Source organism: Microbulbifer maximicatervae (SeqCode) (genome assembly GCF_052467065.1).
The window spans coordinates 2,020,788-2,041,908 of record NZ_CP174299.1; the positions used below are offsets into that span (position 1 = coordinate 2,020,788).

The 21,121-nt window shown below is 53.2% G+C and carries 11 protein-coding genes; 10 read left to right on the forward strand and 1 reads right to left on the reverse strand.

The features are described 5' to 3' along the window. Positions 1–19: 19 nt before the first annotated feature. Positions 20–6,262, forward strand: coding sequence for a hybrid sensor histidine kinase/response regulator (locus ACJJI1_RS09020; RefSeq protein WP_444959374.1), 6,243 nt, complete (start codon positions 20–22; stop codon positions 6,260–6,262). Between the two features lie 35 nt (positions 6,263–6,297). Next, complete coding sequence (locus ACJJI1_RS09025; protein ID WP_444959136.1) at positions 6,298–6,777, forward strand: chemotaxis protein CheW; 480 nt, start codon at positions 6,298–6,300, stop codon at positions 6,775–6,777. 63 nt (positions 6,778–6,840) lie between these two features. On the opposite strand, the gene ACJJI1_RS09030 is transcribed toward ACJJI1_RS09025, so the two are convergent. Continuing rightward, complete coding sequence (locus tag ACJJI1_RS09030) at positions 6,841–9,501, reverse strand: penicillin-binding protein 1A (protein ID WP_444959137.1); 2,661 nt, start codon at positions 9,499–9,501, stop codon at positions 6,841–6,843. 148 nt (positions 9,502–9,649) lie between these two features. Between ACJJI1_RS09030 and ACJJI1_RS09035 the strand changes: the two genes are divergently transcribed. The 8 genes from ACJJI1_RS09035 (at position 9,650) to gltB (ending at position 21,102) form a co-directional block, all read left to right on the forward strand. After that, positions 9,650–10,726, forward strand: coding sequence for a pilus assembly protein PilM (locus tag ACJJI1_RS09035; RefSeq protein WP_444959138.1), 1,077 nt, complete (start codon positions 9,650–9,652; stop codon positions 10,724–10,726). A gap of 1 nt (position 10,727) precedes the next feature. After that, a complete protein-coding gene (locus tag ACJJI1_RS09040) occupies positions 10,728–11,303 on the forward strand; it encodes a PilN domain-containing protein (protein ID WP_444959139.1) in 576 nt (191 codons plus the stop codon). Positions 11,304–11,314: 11 nt separating this feature from the next. Continuing rightward, entirely contained in the window at positions 11,315–11,932 is a 618-nt protein-coding gene (locus tag ACJJI1_RS09045; RefSeq protein ID WP_444959140.1) for a type IV pilus inner membrane component PilO, read from the forward strand. Continuing rightward, positions 11,929–12,459: a pilus assembly protein PilP gene (locus ACJJI1_RS09050; RefSeq protein ID WP_444959141.1), complete on the forward strand. Its 531-nt coding sequence runs from the start codon at positions 11,929–11,931 to the stop codon at positions 12,457–12,459. Before ACJJI1_RS09045 ends, ACJJI1_RS09050 begins: the two co-directional genes overlap by 4 nt. Next, positions 12,459–14,636: a type IV pilus secretin PilQ gene (locus tag ACJJI1_RS09055; protein ID WP_444959142.1), complete on the forward strand. Its 2,178-nt coding sequence runs from the start codon at positions 12,459–12,461 to the stop codon at positions 14,634–14,636. Before ACJJI1_RS09050 ends, ACJJI1_RS09055 begins: the two co-directional genes overlap by 1 nt. Next, complete coding sequence (gene aroK / locus ACJJI1_RS09060; protein ID WP_282934602.1) at positions 14,636–15,157, forward strand: shikimate kinase AroK; 522 nt, start codon at positions 14,636–14,638, stop codon at positions 15,155–15,157. The genes ACJJI1_RS09055 and aroK overlap by 1 nt, the downstream gene beginning before the upstream one ends. A gap of 67 nt (positions 15,158–15,224) precedes the next feature. Continuing rightward, positions 15,225–16,310 (forward strand): 3-dehydroquinate synthase, encoded by a 1,086-nt coding sequence (gene aroB, locus ACJJI1_RS09065; protein WP_444959143.1) that lies wholly within the window; start codon positions 15,225–15,227, stop codon positions 16,308–16,310. A 343-nt stretch (positions 16,311–16,653) separates the two neighbouring features. Further along, positions 16,654–21,102 carry a glutamate synthase large subunit gene (gltB, locus tag ACJJI1_RS09070; protein ID WP_444959144.1) on the forward strand — a complete coding sequence of 1,483 codons (4,449 nt, stop codon included), beginning with the start codon at positions 16,654–16,656 and terminating at the stop codon, positions 21,100–21,102. Positions 21,103–21,121 lie beyond the last annotated feature (19 nt).

Genomic DNA, 21,121 nt, shown 5'->3' on the forward strand with positions numbered 1-21,121 from the left:
TCACGACAACCCGAACTTTATGGCCTTGGATTGGCTGATCGGTGAAATTAACGAGACTTTGGCGCAAGCGCGCCAATTTCTTGAGACGTTCGCTGTAGAACCCGATGCGGGTGCCTCTCTTCTGCAAAACAGCTTGTCGCTGGTGCACCAGGTGCACGGTAGCTTGCATATGGCACAGCTCAGTGGTGCCGCGATGTTAGCAGAAGAGATGGAGCAACTTATCCAGGCCCTCGCCACTGGTGCGGTTGAAAATACCGACGAGACGCGCGAATTTTTGATGCGCGCATTGCTGGAGTTGCCCCTTTACCTCGAAAAGGTTTCTTTTCAGCGTCGTGACAATGCCGTTCTCTTACTTCCCCTGATGAATGACTTGCGCGCAGTGCGCCGCGAGCGATTGATCAGTGAAGGAGCGCTTTTCTCACCAGAACTGTCTTCATTGGCAACGGTGATTGGAAAGCGCCAGCCCCTCGTCGCCGATAGCGCCCGCTTAAATGACTTGGTCACCAAGTTGCGCAAGATGTATCACGTAGCGGCTGCGGGTCTGATCCGGGATGTAAACAGCGGCGAAAGCCTGGCTTACCTCACCAAGATTATTGAAAAAATGCAGCTGCTTTACAGTGGCAGCTGCCGCCAATCCCTGTGGGAAGTACTGTTCGGTATTTTGGAGGCGCTCGGCGAACACCGTATTAATGTGCAGCCCGCACTGCGCCATTTACTGCGCAAGGTGGATATTGAATTCAGGTTGTTGCAGGGGCGTGGCGCAAAGGTATTGGACGCGCGCCTGGATCAGGACTTTCTGCGAAACCTACTTTTTTATGTCTACCTCGCCGGTCCGAATGGGCCGCACTGCGAGAAACTCTACCAGCGCTTCGCACTAGATAAGGCGGTTCCCGGTACGCCTCGCCCGGATACTGAAGATGTATTGGCGATGGGGCCAGAAGCCCTGGGCAGTGCAATTGCTGCAGTGCGCGATGAACTGCAATTGGTGCGTGAAGCACTGGAGCCCAGTACAACCGATACAGAACAACCCTCGCTGTCAGATACGGCCGCTGTGGCCAAGCGCCTCGCGGATACACTCGGTATTTTGGGATTGGAAGCGCAGCGGGTTCGCGCTCGCAGTGTCTACGAAGACCTTCGCGACGCCTCCCGTGGTACTGACGTTGAAGAGTACCTGATGCGTGCCGCCGGGGAATTGGTTCAGCTCGATTCAGCGCTTGCCGCCACCGTCGATCGCAATAAAAAAGTCGACGATGAGCAGCCCATTATGGGCGACGCCACTGACTCTGTATTACGCGAGGCCAGACTCGGTCTGGAAGCGGTAAAAGAAGCGGTCATGGAGTATGTGGCCAGCCATTGGGATATCAGTTACCTGAGTCGTGTGCCACAGCGTTTACAAGAAGTCTGTGGTGGTCTCGAAATGGTGGGTTACCAGCGAGCGGGTGAAATCATCTCCGCTTGCAACCGCTATATTGGCAGCTCCCTGATTGAGGCTGGAGAACAGCCCGAATGGACAATGCTGGATACTCTGGCAGATGCCATTACCAGTGTTGAATACTACCTGGAGCGTCGTGCGGAAGGTCTGGCTGATGCAGAAATGCTTTTGGCACTGGCTGAAGATAGCGTAGAGGCTTTGGGCGTTTCGCTGAAGATCGTCGATGAGAGTGAGGCCGACGTCAGTCTGGAAGCGTCCCCGATATCAGAACCCGAACTGCCAGATCTTATTGATTACGATTTAATCCCCGATGACGAAGCCACTGCGGTTTCTGACGAATCTCTGGACTCTCAAGCTGAAATAAATGCGGAAGAGTCATCTGCCATAACTTTGCAGCTGCCTGTCGATGAAGCAGATTCTGTTGTGGAGTCCGAGCTGGAAATCGATGGAGAGTCTGCTCCGGAGGAGTCTTGGTTCTCTGATGGGGCTCCTCAGGTTGAAGCTGCTTCGGTACTTGAAGTTGAAACTGGGATAGAGGCTCCTGAAGCTGAGGAAGCGCCTGCTGAGATTGCTGACTTCATTGAAGCTGCACCGATGGTAGAGTCTGCTGAGGTTGAGCCGGTTGCTGCAGTTGCAGAGGTCGCGGATACGACGGAGGAACTCGGTGATGACACTGAGAGCCTGATTGACGATGAAATTATCGAGATCTTCCTGGAAGAAGCCGGGGAAGTTCTTGCGCATATCAGTTGTTACTTCCCGGAGTGGGCTGCCAATTTTGCCAATCAGGATGCCCTGGTAGAGTTTCGTCGGGGCTTCCATACCCTGAAGGGGTCGGGCCGTATGGTCGAGGCCCTGGATATTGGTGAACTGGCCTGGTCTGTGGAGAATATGCTCAACCGGGTTATCGATGGCAGTGTGAAACCCGGGCCTGCCCATGTATACCTGATTGAGCAGGTGTATCAGAAGTTCCCCTCAATGATTGAGGCGTTTAAACACGGACAGAGCGACCCCGATCAGCAGCTTACCCTGCAGTTACAAGCCTGGGCTGAGCAGCTGAGTGCGGGAGAGATGCCCGCTGATCTGGAAGCCCAAAGTGCAGGCGGTGTCGCGGCAGTTGACGCTGTTGAGGACACCGGAGAAGACCTGGCTCAACTCTGGGAAATTTTTGCCCAGGAGGCAGAGACGCACCTCAATGTCGTAGATGAGTATCTGCAGGATATGCAGGCTGCCGCGCCTTTGTATGGTGTTCCCAGCGATCCAATGCACCGGGCACTCCACACACTAAAAGGCTCCGCACATATGGCGGAAGTCAAAGTGGTTGCCGAAATTATGGCGCCACTGGAGCGCTTCGCTAAAGAGCTGCGTATTTATCAGGTGCCTATCGATGCAGATATTTTTGATCTGATCAATGATAGCGCCACCTATGTGCGTGAAGTGCTGGAACAGATTCGCTCTTCAGAGCCTCTCGCAATAGAGAAATCGGAACAGTTTCTTGCTCGCGTTGCTGAATTGCAGGAGCGCTCTGTAGGTCACTTGATTCGCGAGCGTGAGGCGAATGAACCTCGCGCGGTCGATCCCCAGCTTCTCGAAGTCTTGATGGCTGATGGCATGCGGGTGCTGCTTGATGCAGACCAAATGCTGACTGAGTGGCGCGCCGACCCGGCAGATAAAAGTCGTGTTGTATTGGTCGCTGACGAACTCAATGTTCTGCAGGAGGCGGCCAGCCGGGCGCAGTTGCCGATCCTGGCCGAGCTCGCTGAGCTGTTGCTGAATGTTTATCGCAAAGTCCTTGCTGGTGACCTTGAGCAGGAGCCCGCACTATGGGCCTCTCTTGAGCAGGGACACAACGAGTTGCTCGATTTAATCGATGCAGTAGCAGCAGCACAAGACCTCCCTGAAGTCAGCGAAGCTGTGGAAGAGGCGCTTCGCTACCTGGCTCAGGGTGAGGAAACCAGTTCATCAGCAGAAGATGACTACGACCTCGATGAACTGGGAATCGATAGCGAAGCACTGGCTATTGCCGAGCCTGAAGAGCAGGCGCCGGAGCCCACGGAAGTAACCGAGCTTCTGGTTTCAGAAGCATCCCCTGATGAGTGGATTGAGCCACCTGTATTACAGGTGTCGCACGATGGGGAATCTCTCGATGGCGAGGCTGAGGATTCGGAAATTCCTCAATTGCAGGCCATAGAAGTTGAGGCCGCCGTTGAGGACGTTTCTCAATTTGAAGAACCCTTCTCTGCACCTGAAGTTGAACCTGCTGGCGACCTGGCTATCGAGCAACCGGGTAGCGAGGTGTCATCACAGGATTCCGCTCAGTCTGTCGATTTACAGAAGCTGCTGGCAGACATTGACCCGGATGTTGTCGACGTCTTTATGGAGGAGGCTGGAGATCTTACCGATGAGCTGGAGGAACTGATCCAGAGTTGGGAAGAGGAGCCAGAAAGCCGTGAGCAAAGTGAAGCCCTGAAGCGTGTATTGCACACCTTTAAAGGTGGTGCACGCATGGCTGGCCTAATGGGGTTGGGTGAAGTAGCTCACCGTTTTGAAACGGTGATCGAAGGCATGCGCGACAACGATCGGCCCTCCGCAGATTTCTTCGCCAATGCCCATGGTATCCACGATCGTCTCGCCGATGGAGTAGAGACAGTTCGCGCCTGGATGGCTGGTGAACAGCTTGATGCTTTTGTACAGCTGGTCAGCACCGATTGGGCGGATCAGAAGCCGGCTAACTCGGCAGCTGCAGAAGCAGTTATTGAATCTGAAGTTTCAGACGAACAACCTCAAGAAACTGTTCTCGTAGCGGATGCGGAACAAGGTGATGAAGTCATTGCGGCCGAGAGTACTCAGCCGGATGCTGATGTAGTTGCTACGCAGCTGCCCGAGATCGCTGTAGGTCAGGAAAGCGATAACGTTTTGCCGTTTATCCGCAAGGCCGGTAATGCAGAGCAGGAGGTAGCGGCACCGACCCGGAACCAGCCCCAGGAGATGGTGCGTGTAGCTGCTGAACTTCTGGAGGAGTTGGTAAACCTCGCCGGTGAGACTGCAATTTCCCGTGGTCGTCTTGAAGAGCAGATGAGTGAGTTCGGTCTCGCCCTGGACGAGATGGATGTGACGCTGGTGCGTCTCAACGAACAGCTGCGCCGCCTGGACCGCGAGACCGAGGCTCAGATCCTGTTCCGCCAGGAGCAGTTGGCAGAGCAGGACGGCGACTTCGATCCGCTGGAAATGGACCGTTACTCGTCTATTCAGCAGTTATCCCGTTCCCTGCTGGAGTCCACATCTGACTTGATGGAGCTGCGCTCCACTCTGAATAACAAGGCGCGGGATACAGAGACCCTGTTGCTCCAGCAGTCCCGAGTAAATACCGAATTGCAGGAAGGTCTGATGCGCAGCCGCATGGTACCTTTCTCCCGTCTGGTACCGCGCCTGCGTCGCATCGTGCGCCAAGTAAGTGCTGAGCTGGGCAAGCAGGTCGAGTTGGGATTCTCCAACGTTGAAGGCGAGCTGGACCGGTCCATGTTGGAGCGTATGGTTGCGCCACTGGAGCATATGCTGCGCAACGCTGTGGACCACGGCATTGAAATGCCAGAGGAGCGTTTGGCTGCCGGCAAGTCTGAGCGTGGGCGTATCGATGTGGCGCTGAAAAGGGAGGGCAGTGAAGTTGTCCTCACCATCCGCGATGATGGTGCCGGTGTCAATTTGATCCGGGTGCGTGAAAAGGCGGTGGAAAATGGCCTGATGAGGCCGGATGCTGAGCTCTCGAATAATGAGATTCTTCAGTTCATTCTGCAGGCCGGTTTTACCACTGCAGAAAAAGTTACCCAGATCTCTGGCCGGGGTGTGGGAATGGACGTTGTATCCGCCGAGCTGAAGCAGATCGGTGGCAGCGTCCATATCAACTCAGAGGCAGGCGCAGGAACAGAATTTGTCGTTCGGCTTCCGTTCACAGTTTCGGTTAACCGCGCTTTGATGGTGCGAATTGGCGATGACCTGTTTGCACTGCCGCTGAATACCATCGAAGGTATTGTGCGCCTCAGTCCATTTGAGCTGGAGCACTACTATCGCTCAGATGATGCGCGTTTCGAATACGCCGGAGAACTCTATCAGGTTAGCTATTTCGGTACTCTGCTGAAGTCTGGTGCTCAACCCAAACTCAGTGTCGATGATATGCAACTGCCCGTTTTGTTGGTGCGCTCTGAAGGGCACGCTATGGCATTACAGGTGGATGCCATTAAGGGCAGCCGCGAGATTGTAGTGAAAAGCCTCGGCCCGCAGTTCTCCGGGGTTCAAGGGGTATCAGGTGCAACGGTAACTGGTGATGGTAGCGTCGTGGTGATTCTCGATGCTCACGCCCTGCTGCGTCGCCAGGCCACTCAGCTGGCAAGGCCGGAAGTGCCGCAGCTTCAAATTCAGGAAGAGCCTGAAGTGCAGTCCGAGCAGGAGGCGCGCCAGCAGACCGTTATGGTTGTGGACGACTCGGTTACAGTGCGCAAGGTAACCACGCGCTTCCTGGAGCGAGAGGGCTATCTGGTTAGCACTGCAAAGGATGGTCAGGATGCGGTTATCCAGCTGCAGGATAAGATCCCGGATCTGATCTTGCTGGATATTGAGATGCCGCGTATGGATGGCTTCGAGGTTGCCCGCCATATTCGCTCCAGCAGCCGCCTGCGCGATATTCCTATCGTAATGATTACTTCGCGTACCGGTAATAAGCACCGCGATCACGCTATGTCCCTGGGAGTTAACCACTACCTGGGTAAACCTTACCAGGAAGATGTACTGCTGGCGGCTATTCGTGAGTATGCGGATGCCGAAGCTGTCGGAAGCTGAGACGGCAAACATCAGGAATAATATAGAGATAGGCAATGAGTGAAGTTGAAGCGCTGCCGGTAGATGTCCCCCAGGAAGTGAGCAGCCTGTTATTGCCCCTTGAGCAGGGGCAGCTGCTGGTGCCGGTGGACAGCCTCTCAGAGGTTGTTGCAATGCAGACGCCGATGGCAGTTCAAGATGTACCCGAGTGGTATTTGGGAGATCTGATCTGGCGGGAACAGCGCCTGCCGGTGGTATCTTTTGAAGTGATGTGTGGTGGTGCCTTGGGAGCAGTTGCAGAAGAGGGGCGTATTGCGGTGCTGAGTACGGGAAATCCCGATGGTGAGCTGCCGTATTTTGCATTGCTCTTGCGCGGCACTCCGCGCCTGGTACGGGTTACCCCTGAGGAGTTGGCACTGCGAGAGCAGCCGCTAAGCCCTGGAGAGTTAATGCATGTGGCGCTTTCTGGTGAGGAGGCGGTTATTCCCGACCTGCAGGGATTAGAGCGGGCCTGCTTGCGCTATCGCAGTGACTGAGTTGTTTTGCGATGTATCACCAAAAAAGGGGCCTGAGGCCCCTTTTTTGATTGAGCTGTTCGCTTAGAACAGCTCTTCCGGTAAAGAATCCTCCCGGCCATCCTGGCTGGGCATATCCATATCTTCATCGGTGTAGCGATTGCGATATGGGTTATACACTTCGCGGCCGGGCACCCGGTTGGTCCTGAATATCTCAAACATGCCCCCGTAAGAGGTACGCAAGCCATTTTGAGGGTTGATGCGTACCGTAACTATGCCATCTGGTTGAGCCAGGTGGCGCTCGGGAAGACCTTCGAGGGCACTGCTCATAAAATCGATCCAGATAGGTAGAGCGGCCGAGCCACCGTATTCATTTTTACCCAGTTCGCCATAGGAATCGAAGCCAACCCAGGCACTGGTAGCCAGGTAGGGGCTGTAACCTGAGAACCACGCATCCCGTGGACCATTGGTGGTACCGGTCTTTCCGGCAATATCACCGCGTTTCATCGCCAGAGCGCGGCGCCCGGTACCCTTTTTGATAACATCTTTAAGCATCGAATCCATTATGTATGCCGTCTCTGCGGACATGGCTCGCGGAGCGCGAGGACGCGCTTGGCTCTTGCTCGGGTCGAGGGGGCCAACGGGCAGTACGTGTAGTTCCGCTGGCTCTTCACCTTGATCGACCCCTTGTCCTTCCAGCTGTAATTCCGCGAGATCGACGGGTTCAGCGGACAGGGTTTCAGAGCCTGTGCCCGGCTCGGGACAGTTATCGCAGACCGTGAGAGGCAGTGCTTGATACAGGACTTCGCCATTAACATCCAATACCCGGTCAACCAGGTAGGGTTCCACTCGGTAGCCACCATTGGCGAAGGCGGCATAGCCTCGCACCATCTCCAGGGGCGTGAGAGCGGAGCTACCCAGGGCGATGGTCAGGTTGCGGGCGAGCTTGCTGCGCTCAAACCCAAAGCCTTCGACAAAGCCCAGGGCGTAGTCCAGTCCTAGGGATTGCAGCAACCGGATTGAGACCATATTGCGGGACTTGTACAAAGCCATACGCAGGCGGGTTGGGCCGAGGAAGGTCCCTCCGTCATTTTCTGGCCGCCATACATCTTGCAGGTTGGTTTCCTCAAAGATAATCGGGGCATCATTGATAATGCTCGCCGCTGTATATCCGCGCTCGATCGCAGAGGCGTAAATAAAGGGCTTGAAACTGGAGCCGGGTTGCCGGGCGGCCTGAGTGGCCCGATTGAAATGGCTCTGGCGGAAGTCGTAACCACCGACAAGGGCGCGGATAGCCCCATCTTCGGGCTCAATAGATACCAGGGCGCCCTGTGCTTCCGGGACCTGGGCTAGAACCCACTCTTCAGTCACCTGGGGTTCAGCAGGCTCGATATCACCGCCCTCGGGATCCGCAAATGGATCGGCTTGAAGAGGCTCATCTACAGCGGTGGCGATCATCTCGCTACTGGAGTTGCTCTCTTTCTTTTCCTTAACGACCTTGCGCAGCCGAATAACATCCCCGGGAGCAAACATTTTTTCAGCGGATTGAAGGCGTGCTCCCCGGGCGCTCTCAGAAATATAGGGCCTGATAGAACTGAGCCCATTGCTCCAAGGCAATTCAATTACGCGCCGATCTCTCAGTTGAACTTGAAGTTTCTTGGGTTCTACCGCAGTGACAACGCCGGGTTCCAGACCGCCGAGAATGGGAATCTCGTTGAGTAAATCGATAAGTTGGTCGCTATCTTGTAGCAATTCCGGTGCAAGGCGCTGTTCTGGGCCGCGATAGCCGTGGCGCGCATCATAGGTTTCCAGACCGTGCTGAAGCGCATTGCGAGCCGACTCCTGCAGGCGACTGTCTATCGTTGTTATGACCTGGAAGCCGTCGGTATAAGCGTTGTCGCCAAAGAGGTCTACTGCCTCCTTCCGTGCCATCTCGGCGATATAGGGTGCATCCAGGTCGAGGTCCCGGCTGTGATAGCTGGCTGTTACTGGCGCAGTAATAGATTGGTTATATTGATCCTGGTTGATATAGCCAAGGTCGAGCATCCGCATCAGGATCCAGTTGCGGCGTACCAGGGCTCGGGAGGGGTTGGCGAGAGGGTTGAAGGTCGATGGTGCTTTGGGAAGTCCCGCCATCATAGCCCACTGGGCCAGATTCAGATCCTTGATATCTTTGCCGTAATACACCTGAGCTGCAGCTTGGAAACCATAGGCGCGGTTTCCAAGGAAGATCTTATTGATGTAAAGGGCGAGGATCTCGTCCTTGGTCAGCTCCTGTTCGATTTGCAGCGATAGCAAAATTTCATTGAACTTGCGCACAAAACGCTGCTCTCGGCTGAGAAAGAAGTTGCGCGCCACCTGCATTGTCAGTGTACTACCACCAGACTGGATAGAGCCGGTCTTAATCAGCTGCGAGGCGGCCCGCATCAAACCTTTGATGGAAACACCATTGTGGGAGTAAAAGCTTGCATCCTCAGCGGCGAGGATCGCTTTGATAAAGGGTTCTGGCGTTTGCTCGATCGTGATAGGGTTGCGCCGCTTTTCACCGAACTCACCGATCAGTTTCATATCCCGTGAGTAGACCCTCAGAGGGGTCTGTAAGCGGATATCGCGGAGGCTCTCCACTGAGGGCAGCCCCGGTTTGAGGTAGAGGTAGATACTGGCTAGGGCCATTGCTGTAGCGGCCACACCGGCAAGGCCGAGCCAAAGCAGTGCGAGCAGACGATTGCGGGCTTTTACGGTCATGAAACTGCTTCTGTGTACTTCATCAAAGTGATTAGGTGAATAATTATACGAATATTGTGCGCTATTACCTATGCAAATGCAGGTTGAAGCGTTAATTTAAAGTGCTATAACATCAAACCCTCATAACCCACGGAAAAGATAAGAAAAAATGGGAATTTTCCCTTTTCTGAGCAAAGGCCCTAAGGCCATGTTGGGACTCGATATTAGCTCTACTGCGGTCAAGTTGCTGGAGCTAAGTCGCAACGGCGACAAATATCGGGTCGAAAGTTACGCCGTGGAACCTCTCCCACCCAATGCCGTAGTTGATAAGAATATCAATGATGTGAGGGCGACGGCTGAGGCTATTCGCAAAGTTGTGCGACGCTCCAAGACCCGCCTGCGGGAAGCTGCCGTTGCCGTCTCTGGGTCAGCGGTGATCACCAAGACGCTCGAAATGCCAGCGGACCTTACTGACGAGGCATTGGAAGCCCAGATTGCAATCGAGGCTGACCAGTATATTCCCTATCCGCTTGAAGAAGTCAGCCTGGACTTTGAGGTGCAGGGGCCCTCTGAAAAGGGGGAAGGCCAGATGGAGGTCTTACTCGCAGCTTGCCGCACAGAAAATATTGAACAGAGGATCTCTGCGCTGGATGAGGCCGAGCTGGAACCCGGTGTGGTAGATGTTGAAGCTTACGCCATAGAGCGAACTTACACACTGTTGGAAGATCAACTCCCCCCTCAAGAACAGCTAGTCGTAGCCGTTATAGATATTGGAGCGACGATGAGTGCCCTGTCCGTCCTTGTGGATGGTAAAACAGTGTATACCCGTGAACAACTCTTTGGGGGGCGTCAGCTCACCGATGAAATTCAGCGGCGCTATGGTCTCTCAGTAGAGGAAGCGACTCTGGCGAAGCGCCAGGGGGGTAGTGGCTTACCAGATGACTATTTTGCTGAAGTGTTGGAGCCCTTTAGAGACGCGGTAGTTCAACAGGTAACTCGTTCTTTGCAATTCTTTTATTCCTCAACCTCATATAGTGATGTGGACCATATCCTTCTGGGGGGGGGAGTTGCGGCGATGGAAGGAATTGGTGAGCTTATTAGCGAGAAGCTGGGGCGACCGACAATGGTTGCTAATCCATTTCACAAAATGAGTGTGTCTTCACGGGTTAATCGTCAGGCTTTGGCAAATGAAGCCCCCTCACTAATGATTGCCACAGGGCTGGCGATGAGGGAGAAGGACTACTGATATGGCAAAGATTAACCTTCTGCCTTGGCGCCAGGAATATCGCGCTCAAAAGCAAAAAGAATTTCAGCAAATAATGGTAGTCGTTGTTTTTGCTGTGGCTGCCGCTATGTTTGGCTGGATGAAAACTGTTGATAAGCAAATAATCTATCAAAATGAAGGCAATCAAATCCTGAAAAACAGGATAAGTGAATTGGACATTCAGGTAAAAGAAATTAAAGACCTGAAAAAACGCCGGCAGGAATTGATTGATCGTATGCGTGTAATTCAGGAGTTACAGGGTAACAGGCCACTTGCAGTGCGTTACTTTGATGAGCTTGTTCAGGCTACGCCAGAAGGTGTATGGCTTAGCTCTATGGAGCGAGTGGGTAATAAGCTGTCCCTGTCAGGTGTGGCGGAGTCTAATAATCGGGTTTCTTCTTTTATGCGGAACCTGGATCAATCTGATTGGTATGAGGCTCCAGCTTTAGCAGGGGTTACTGCTAGTCCGCGGCATGGCGAGCAAGCGAGTGCTTTCGAGTTGACGGTCAATGTCACAGGTAGAAAGCAGGAAGATGACCAAGGCGCTGCGAAAAAATAAGGGACCGCACCATGGCACTGGCAGATACGCTAAAGCAGATAAATGAGCTTGATCTCAATGATATCGATTTTTCTCGTATGGGCATTTGGCCCTTACCGGGGCGGATAGCCCTGCTGATTATTATATCAGCAGTCATTGTTGGACTCGGTTATCATTTTTTAATTAGCGATCGATATCAGCGGCTTGAATTGGCTGAGAGTAAAGAGCGGCAGCTGTTTAAGCAGTTTGAAAAGAAGCAGGAACAGGCTCACAACCTAGACGCCTATAGACTTCAATTAGAGGAAATGAATCAGACTTTTGGTGCATTGCTCAAACAGCTACCCAAAGACACCGAAGTTCCTGGTTTACTTGAAGATATCGATGAGTATGGGCGGGGAAGTGGCCTAACGATAAGTGATATTGACTTGCAGAAGGAGCGGGTCGGTGAATTTTACGTAGAGTTACCGATCCAGATATTCGTTAAAGGTGGATATCATGAATTTGGTGCTTTTGTGAGTGGTATTGCTGGTATGCCCCGAATAGTGACTTTGCATGATTTTAAAATAGTAAATGATAAAGAAGGCGGTTTGCTCAGAATGACAATCAACGCCAAGACCTATCGCTATAAAGATCAAGGTGAAGAGGGATGATTAAATACCTCTCGATTGCAGTTGCTCTGCTATCAATTGTCGGGTGTGACTTAAACTCTGATCACAGTGAGTTGCGTAAGCGAATGGCTGAAGTGGAACGGAGGCCTAAAGGTCAAATTGAGCCTATACCGACATTTACCCCTTATAGCCCCTATGTTTATGTAGCGGCTGCTCAGCGAAGCCCCTTTACCAGGCCTGTTCTTGAGTCCGAACAGCGTATAGTGGGGCGCAGGTTAGATGTTGCTCCAGATTTAACTCGTCAGCGAGAGCTACTAGAAGGGGTTAATATTGATGCGCTGTCGATGGTTGGTAGTTTGTCACGTGATGGGCAGATCTGGGCTCTGATAGACGATGGCTCTGGTGGAATTCATCGCATAACTGTTGGTAATTATCTCGGAAAAAATCATGGCCGAGTAGTGAATGCCACTAATGCACAGCTCGATATTTTAGAAATTATACCGGATGGCACCGGAGGCTGGATTGAACGGCCGCGGGCTCTGGCGTTGGAAGAGAGGGACAACGGATAATGAACAATAAACAGTTCGCCTTTTTAATGACTCGATTCCAGTTATTGCTGCTGGGATTGTTGTTATTCCCAATAGCGTCCAATGCTCAGGTAAACCAGCTCAATGACATTCAATTTTCTGAGCTGCCTGGTAGCCGGGTCCAGCTTCGTCTTACCTTCAGTGATAAGCCCCCAGAACCAACGGGTTACACAATAGAGCAACCCGCGCGAATAGTTTTAGATTTTGCCGGAGTAGAAAGTGTGCTTCCGCAAAAAAAATACTCTCTAGGCATCGGAGCCGCACGGAGTGCAGTCATTGTGTCCAGCGAGGATCGCACTCGACTTATCGTTAACCTGGATGAGTTACCGGTATACTCCAGTGAGCGCCAGGGTAATCAGCTGCTAATGGAGATAGGAGCAGACTCTTCTGAGAGTGAAGCTAGTGTCGCTGCTGTTCCGCAACATGATGCTGGCATGAGCTTGGGGGGTGACAAGCAGTTCCGAGCCTCAGGGAGTGTGGCTGTAAATAATGTTGATTTTCGCCGTGGTGAAGAGGGTGAAGGCAAGGTAATAGTTAGTCTCACAGACCCTGCGGTTAATATTGATGTTGAACGTACAAACGGAAAAATCTATTTGACTTTCCTGGGGGCTGAACTGCCCGAGTCTTTACGCCAGAGACTGGATGTTACAGATTTCGCGACTCCTGTTAGTTCAATTACCGTAGATTATGACGGACGTAACACTGTTATTTCAGTTGATCCAAGCGATGTTGAGTACGATTACTTGGCGTATCAGGCGGACACCGAATATGTATTAAGTGTTAAGCCACTTACAGCTCAAGAGATTCGTGAAAAAGAGAAAGAGTTTCAGTTCGATGGTAAGAAGCTTTCACTCAACTTTCAGGATATTGAAGTTCGCTCAGTGCTTCAGGTGATTGCTGATTTTACCGACTTAAATTTGGTAGCCAGTGATACAGTTCAAGGCCGTATTACGCTGCGCCTGGATGGTGTCCCTTGGGATCAAGCACTGGCACTTATTTTGAAAGCAAAAGGGTTGGATAAGCGCCAGGAGGGCACTGTCATTATGGTTGCGCCAGCGGCTGAGATCGCTGAACGAGAGCGCCAGGAGCTTGAAACTCGAAAGCAATTAGAAGAATTGGCTCCGCTGCGAACGGAATATATTAGTGTTCGCTATGCTGATGCAGGGGAGTTGTTTGAACTCTTCTCTGGAGGGCAGAACGGTGGATCTGGCCAAGGTGGATTTGCGGGAGGTGGCAGTAGTGGAAACTCAAACACCCCAACAATGCTTTCTGCCCGCGGTAGTGCAATTGTGGATGAGCGCACTAATACTATTATCTTGACGGATACTGAGGATAAGATTGCCCAGTTTAGGGCGTTAATCGAGGCTATTGATATCCCGATTCGCCAAGTGATGATTGAGGCACGAATCGTAACTGCTAGTAGTGACTTCCAGAAAGAGTTAGGTGTTCAGTGGGATTATGCTGATCTTACCGAAATTGGTGACGGTACTTATGGCCTAACCTCAGCGAGTAATTGGTTGGAAGAAGACACTTCTTTGGCAGAGCTAAGTACTCAATTTGACCCAATGTTGGTTGATCTTGGAGTCACCAATCCAGCTGGTAGTCTTGCCTATCATATTTTGAAGGATAATTTCTTCCTTGGCCTGGAATTGTCAGCCTTAGAGGATAGTGGACTGGCAGAGGTTGTTTCTCAGCCAAAAGTTGTGACCGGTGATAAACAGGAAGCCACTATACAGTCTGGTGTTGAGATCCCCTATCAGGAAACCACTTCTTCTGGGGCTGCTTCTATCACCTTCCGAGAGGCTGTACTGGAATTGAATGTGACCCCTCAAATTACACCAGACAATAACATTATTATGTCTCTAAATATTGAGCAGAATAGTGTGGGTGAGTATGTAAGTGTGGGTGATGGCCAAGTCCCCTCTATTAATATCAACACCTTGGCGACCAAAGTATTGGTACGCAATGGTGAAACAATTGTTCTAGGTGGTATTTTTGAAGGTACCGCTGTAGAGAGTGAAACCAAGGTTCCCTTGCTGGGCGATATTCCTTATATCGGTAACTTGTTCAAGCAGACTATACGCACGGACGATAAACGTGAGATCCTGATGTTTATCACACCGCGTATTCTTGAAGATGAGGCTTTTTACTCTAAGTGATCACCCGCTCTATTTTCCTGGTCGGCCCCATGGGGGCCGGCAAGTCTACTATCGGCAGGTTGTTGGCAGCTCAATTACAGCTGCCTTTTGCCGATACCGACAAAGTGCTGGAAGAGCGCACTGGTGCGGATATTCCCTGGATTTTTGATGTGGAAGGCGAAGCCGGATTTCGCCGTCGTGAGAGTGAAATATTGGAAGAGCTCTGCCAGGGTGAGTGCCAGGTTATCGGTACCGGTGGCGGAATAGTTTTGCTCGAGGAGAATCGACGCCAGCTACAAAAATATGGCCATGTAGTTTATTTGCAGGCCAATATCGATCAGCTTCTGGAGCGCACTTCCAAGAATACCAATCGCCCGTTGCTTCGTGTACCCAACCCCCGTCAGCGTATTGCGGAAATTTTGCAGGAACGTGAGCCTCTGTATCGTGAGGTTGCAGATATTATTTGCGACACCAATGACCTCTCCCCCAAACAAGCATCCCTTCTGGTCGCAGAACACTTAGGCAGCCTGCTGTCCGATTAGTCCCAAGCGTCTGTGCTAAAGTGCGTCTCACTTCTGTTGAGATAAGCACTAGGGGATTGAGAGCAGTATGCAAAGCCTTAACGTAGAACTCGGCGAGCGTAGTTATCCGATAATTATTGGTTCAGGTTTGCTCGGTGACCCGCAATATGTCCTCCCTTACATTAAAGGCCGGCAAGTTTGCATTGTTACCAATGAAACTATTGCTCCTCTTTATTTGGCGACATTATTGGAAGGGCTAAAAGGGCTCGATAAAGTGGATGTTGTCGAGCTTCCCGATGGTGAAGCTTTTAAATCACTCGACACAGTAAATCGAATTTTTGATGTGCTGCTGGAAAAGCGTCACAACCGCACTACGACACTAATCGCGTTGGGCGGGGGTGTTGTTGGAGATATGTGCGGTTTTGCTGCAGCCTGTTATCAGCGCGGGGTTAACTTTATTCAGGTACCGACTACCCTGCTGTCTTTGGTTGACTCCTCTGTTGGGGGAAAGACCGGCGTTAACCATCCCCTTGGTAAAAATATGATTGGCGCCTTCCACCAGCCCCGCCTTGTCCTCGCGGATACCGATTCCCTTGCCACATTGCCTGCACGTGAATTTTCCGCAGGCCTCGCTGAGGTCATTAAATACGGATTGATCTGTGACAGCCCATTCTTCGAATGGATCGAGGAGAATTTACAAAAGTTATTAACGAGGGAGCCCGCAGCACTGGCTTACGCTATTGAGCGCTGCTGCGCCGACAAGGCGAATGTTGTTGCCAGTGATGAGCGCGAGAGTGGTCGTAGGGCGATACTGAATCTTGGCCACACCTTCGGCCACGCTATTGAGGCAGTGCAGGGGTATGGCAGTTGGTTACACGGTGAGGCCGTTGCCGCCGGCATGGTTATGGCGCTGGAATTATCCAGATTGCGCGGAGATATCGATGCAGAGCTGGTGGAGCGATTGCGAGTGATGCTAGAGGCGGCTGATTTGCCGCAGCAGGCACCGGAAGGTATGACAACCGATGAATTCCTCCAAGTAATGCAGGTGGATAAGAAGGTGCTGGACGGAAAATTGCGTTTGGTACTGCTAAAGGCGCTGGGAGAAGCAATTATTGTCGATGATACCCCTAGAAAAATGATTATAAATGCACTGAAAAACTGTGGTGCTGAGTGATAACCCTGCTCTTATTGTCAAAATAATAGGACTGAGTACCAGAAAGGTTAGCTGCTAGAAGATAAGTTTGGTTTTGTTCGGTTTGACAGACTAATACACTGCTAAAAGTTGAAAATGTAGTGTTGGGCAAGTAATATTGCGCCCCCCCGAAAGGAAAGGCGGGGCAAAAAACCGCCAATAACAACAAAAAAAGCCCCAGCAGAGGGCTTTTTTTATCTCGGGATCTTTTTCCAAGGGACCGCAGGAGAGCGTAGCGCGAAGCTTAAAGTGACATTCGCCCATAACAGGCACTTCTTTTTTTTAAGCGCCAGTGGTCCCCCAATCGATAGCGACGAGGAATTCTATGGGTAGCAGTCTGTATCAGTTGGATGAGTTTAAGGACAACTGCGGTTTTGGTCTGATCGCTCATTTGCACGGTGTGGCAAGTCACAAGTTAGTGCAGACGGCCATTGAATCCCTCACTTGCATGACCCACCGGGGTGGTATTGCCGCCGATGGTAAAACCGGTGATGGTTGCGGTCTTTTGCTGCAAAAGCCGGATGCTTTCCTCCGCGCAGAAGCCAAGACCCTGTTTGGTGCTGAGCTGACAGCAACCTACGCAGTGGGATCGATCATGCTCCCACTGGATCATGCCGAGGCCGATAAAGCCCGACAAATTCTCGAAACTGAGCTGGAAGCTCAGGGCTTAAAGACTGTCGGCTGGCGCACCGTACCGACCAACCCGGAATGCCTGGGCCCCATTGCCCGGGATTGCCTTCCGCACTTTGAGCAACTGCTGATCAACGATGCGGACGAGCCCCTCGGCGAGGCGAAATTCAATGCCCGTCTGTATGTGGCCCGTCGCAAAGCCGAGTTGCGCTTAAGTAGCGAAGTCTATATCGCCAGCCTTTCAACCAGTGTCCTCTCCTACAAAGGCCTGATGATTCCGGCTGATCTGCCCAAGTTTTTCCCAGAACTGGCCGACCCGCGCCTGGAAACCGCGATCTGTGTTTTCCACCAGCGCTTTTCTACCAATACCATGCCCCGCTGGCCCCTGGCTCAGCCATTCCGCTTGCTGGCACACAATGGCGAGATCAACACTATTACCGGCAATCGCAACTGGTCTGTTGCCCGCACCAGTAAATTTGCCACTGACCTGATTCCAGAGCTGAATGAGCTGGTGCCCCTGGTTAACCGTGAGGGTTCCGACTCCTCCAGCCTGGACAACATGCTGGAGATGCTGTTGGCGGGCGGCATGGAGCTGCACCGGGCCGTGCGCATGCTAGTGCCGCCGGCCTGGCAAAATGTTGAAGGAATGGATGCGGACCTCCGCGCTTTTTACGAATATATCTCCATGCATATGGAGCCCTGGGATGGGCCGGCTGGATTGGTGATGACGGATGGCCGCTATGCCGTGTGTACCCTGGACCGCAACGGCTTGCGCCCCTCGCGCTGGGTGATTACCAAGGATGACCTGATCACTGTGGCCTCCGAGGTGGGCGTGTACGACTATGCCCCTGAAGATGTTGTAGCTAAGGGCCGCCTTGGACCGGGGCAGATGCTGTCGGTAGACACCCAAGAGGGCAAGCTCTACCACACCGCTGACATCGATAATATGCTCAAGCGGGCGCAGCCCTATAAGCGTTGGCTCAAGGATAAAGCACGCCGTATCCGCTCTACTTTAGTTACCGCGCCGGTGGACAACAACTTCTCCCACCAGCAATTCAAGGTCTACCAAAAGTTGTTCAGCTCCTCCCTGGAAGAGCGCGATAAAGTCGTCCGGCCCATGGCTGAAGCGGGCCAGGAAGCGGTCGGTTCAATGGGCGATGATACGCCGATGGCGGTTTTGTCCCGCTACAACCGCTCGCTCTACGACTACTTCCGCCAGCAGTTTGCCCAGGTAACCAACCCGCCAATTGACCCCCTGCGGGAAACCGTGGTGATGTCTCTGGAGACCTGCCTGGGTCGAGAGAAATCCGTATTTGAGGAAACCCCCGAGCACGCAGATCGGGTGATCCTGTCTTCGCCAGTACTTTCCCATATGAAGTACACGGCACTCTTATCCCTTGATCGCCCGGGCTTCGAAGCGGAGATCTTCGACCTGAACTACGACCCCGCTGAACAGGACCTCAAGTCGGCGATTGAACAGCTCTGCGCCAAAGTTGAGGTCTCAGTGCGGGCGGGTGCTGTGATTGTAGTACTGTCCGATCGCGATATTCGCGAGGGGCACTTGCCAATCGATGCACTGCTGGCGACGGGCGCGGTGCACCACCACCTGGTACATGCGGGCTTGCGCTGTGACTCCAATGTTGTGGTGGATACCGCCAGCGCCCGCGATGCACATCAGTTGGCCTGTTTGGTTGGTGTCGGTGCCACCGCAGTACACCCGTATTTCTCCTACAGCATTATCAATCACCTGATCGATACCGGTGAATTACTGCTGGATGCCGCTGAGGCGCAGAAAAATTACCGCAACGGCATTATCAAGGGCCTGTTAAAGATCCTGTCCAAGATGGGCATTTCCACCGTTGCCTCTTATCGCGGCGCACTGCTGTTCGAGCTGGTGGGTATTTCCAAGGATGTGGTGGACCTGTGTTTCCCCGGAGCGCCCACTCGCATTGAAGGTGCCGGCTTCCCCGAGCTGCAAGCCGATATGGCGGCCCGCTCTGAAATTGCCTGGAAAGCCCGCAAACCTGTTTCCCCCGGCGGCCTGCACAAGTTTGTCTACGGCCAGGAGTATCACGCATTTAACCCGGATGTGGTGACTACCCTGCGGCGCGCTGCCAGCACCGGTGACTATGCCGCGTGGCGGGACTACGCGGAGCTGGTTAACCAGCGCCCGGTGGCGACATTGCGGGATATGCTGGACTTCAAGGAGAACATCGAACCGGTAGCTCTGGAAGACGTGGAGCCGGCAGAGCAGATTTTGCGTCGCTTTGATACGGCGGCCATGTCACTGGGGGCCCTGTCCCCCGAAGCCCATGAATCCCTGGCCCAAGCGATGAATCGCCTGGGTGGGCGTTCAAACAGTGGCGAGGGCGGTGAAGACCCAGCCCGTTTTGGCACTGATAAAGTTTCCAAGATTAAGCAAATTGCCTCCGGTCGTTTTGGCGTAACACCGCACTACCTGGTAAATGCGGAGGTATTACAGATTAAGGTAGCCCAGGGCGCCAAGCCCGGTGAAGGCGGCCAGCTGCCCGGCGGCAAGGTCAACGAATTGATCGCGCGGCTGCGTTATTCGGTGCCCGGCGTGACCCTGATTTCCCCGCCGCCGCATCACGATATCTATTCCATCGAGGATTTGGCGCAGTTGATCTACGACCTAAAACAGGTCAATCCCGATGCCTTGGTCTCGGTAAAACTGGTATCGCGGCCTGGGGTTGGCACCATTGCTGCGGGTGTTGCCAAAGCCTATGCGGATTTGATCACCATCTCCGGCTACGACGGCGGCACAGCAGCCAGCCCAATTACCTCGATTCGCTATGCCGGGTCGCCCTGGGAGCTGGGATTGGCGGAAACCCACCAGACCCTGCGCGCCAATGATCTGCGCGGCAAGGTTCGGGTACAAACCGATGGGGGGCTGAAAACCGGCCTCGATGTGATTAAGGCGGCAATTCTCGGTGCAGAGAGCTTCGGCTTTGGAACGGCACCCATGGTGGCGATCGGCTGTAAGTATCTGCGCATCTGTCATCTGAATAACTGTGCCACCGGTATCGCCACCCAGAAGAAGGACCTGCGTGACGAGCACTATATCGGCACCGCAGAAATGGCGATGAACTTCTTCCGTTTTGTCGCCGAGGAGACCCGCGAGTGGATGGCCAAGCTCGGGGTGCGCAGCCTGGAAGAGTTGGTGGGGCGTGTGGACTTGCTGCGCGTACTGGATGGCGAAACTGACAAGCAGAAAAAGCTGGATCTCGCGCCTCTATTACATACGGATGAGCTGTTGGACAGCAAGCCGCAAACCTGTCAGTCCGCGACGAATGATCCCTGGGATAAGGGTGAACTGGCGGAGCGGATGGTGGCGGATATCCTGCCTACCATCGAAGGCTTTAAAGGTGGCGAGTTCAGCTACGACGTGACCAACTGTGACCGATCCCTGGGGGCGCGCCTGTCTGGTGAGATCGCCAAGCGCTACGGTAACCAGGGCATGGTTGAAGCTCCGGTGAAACTGCGCCTCAAAGGGGTCGCCGGCCAGTCATTCGGTGTGTGGAATGCCGGTGGTTTGGATATGTATTTGGATGGCGATGCCAACGACTATGTGGGTAAGGGCATGGCCGGCGGCAAGCTGGTTATACGACCGCCGCAAGGTAGCTCATTCGCCTCCCAGGAAACCAGTATTGTCGGCAATACCTGTCTCTACGGCGCCACTGGCGGCAAGTTATTTGCGGCGGGTTGTGCCGGTGAGCGCTTCGCCGTGCGTAACTCCGGTGCCTTTGCGGTAGTCGAAGGGGCTGGAGATCACTGCTGTGAATATATGACCGGGGGTATGGTCGCGGTTCTCGGGCGCACCGGATTTAACTTCGGCGCCGGTATGACCGGTGGTTTCGCCTATGTCCTGGATATGGAGCGGGATTTCTTCGATCGCTGCAACCATGAGTTGATCGAGCTGCGCCGAATCAGCAGCGAAATTCTCGAGCCACACCAGAGTCACCTGCGCGAAGTTATCGAAGAGTATGCGGCGGAGACCCAGAGCGCCTGGGGCGCCGAGTTATTGGATAACTTCGATGATTACTTGAGCCGTTTCTGGCTGGTTAAACCAAAGGCGGCGAGCCTTGCAGATCTTCTTTCCGACGTGCGCAAGCGCGGCGAATAAAGGCGGGGTGGAGAAACAG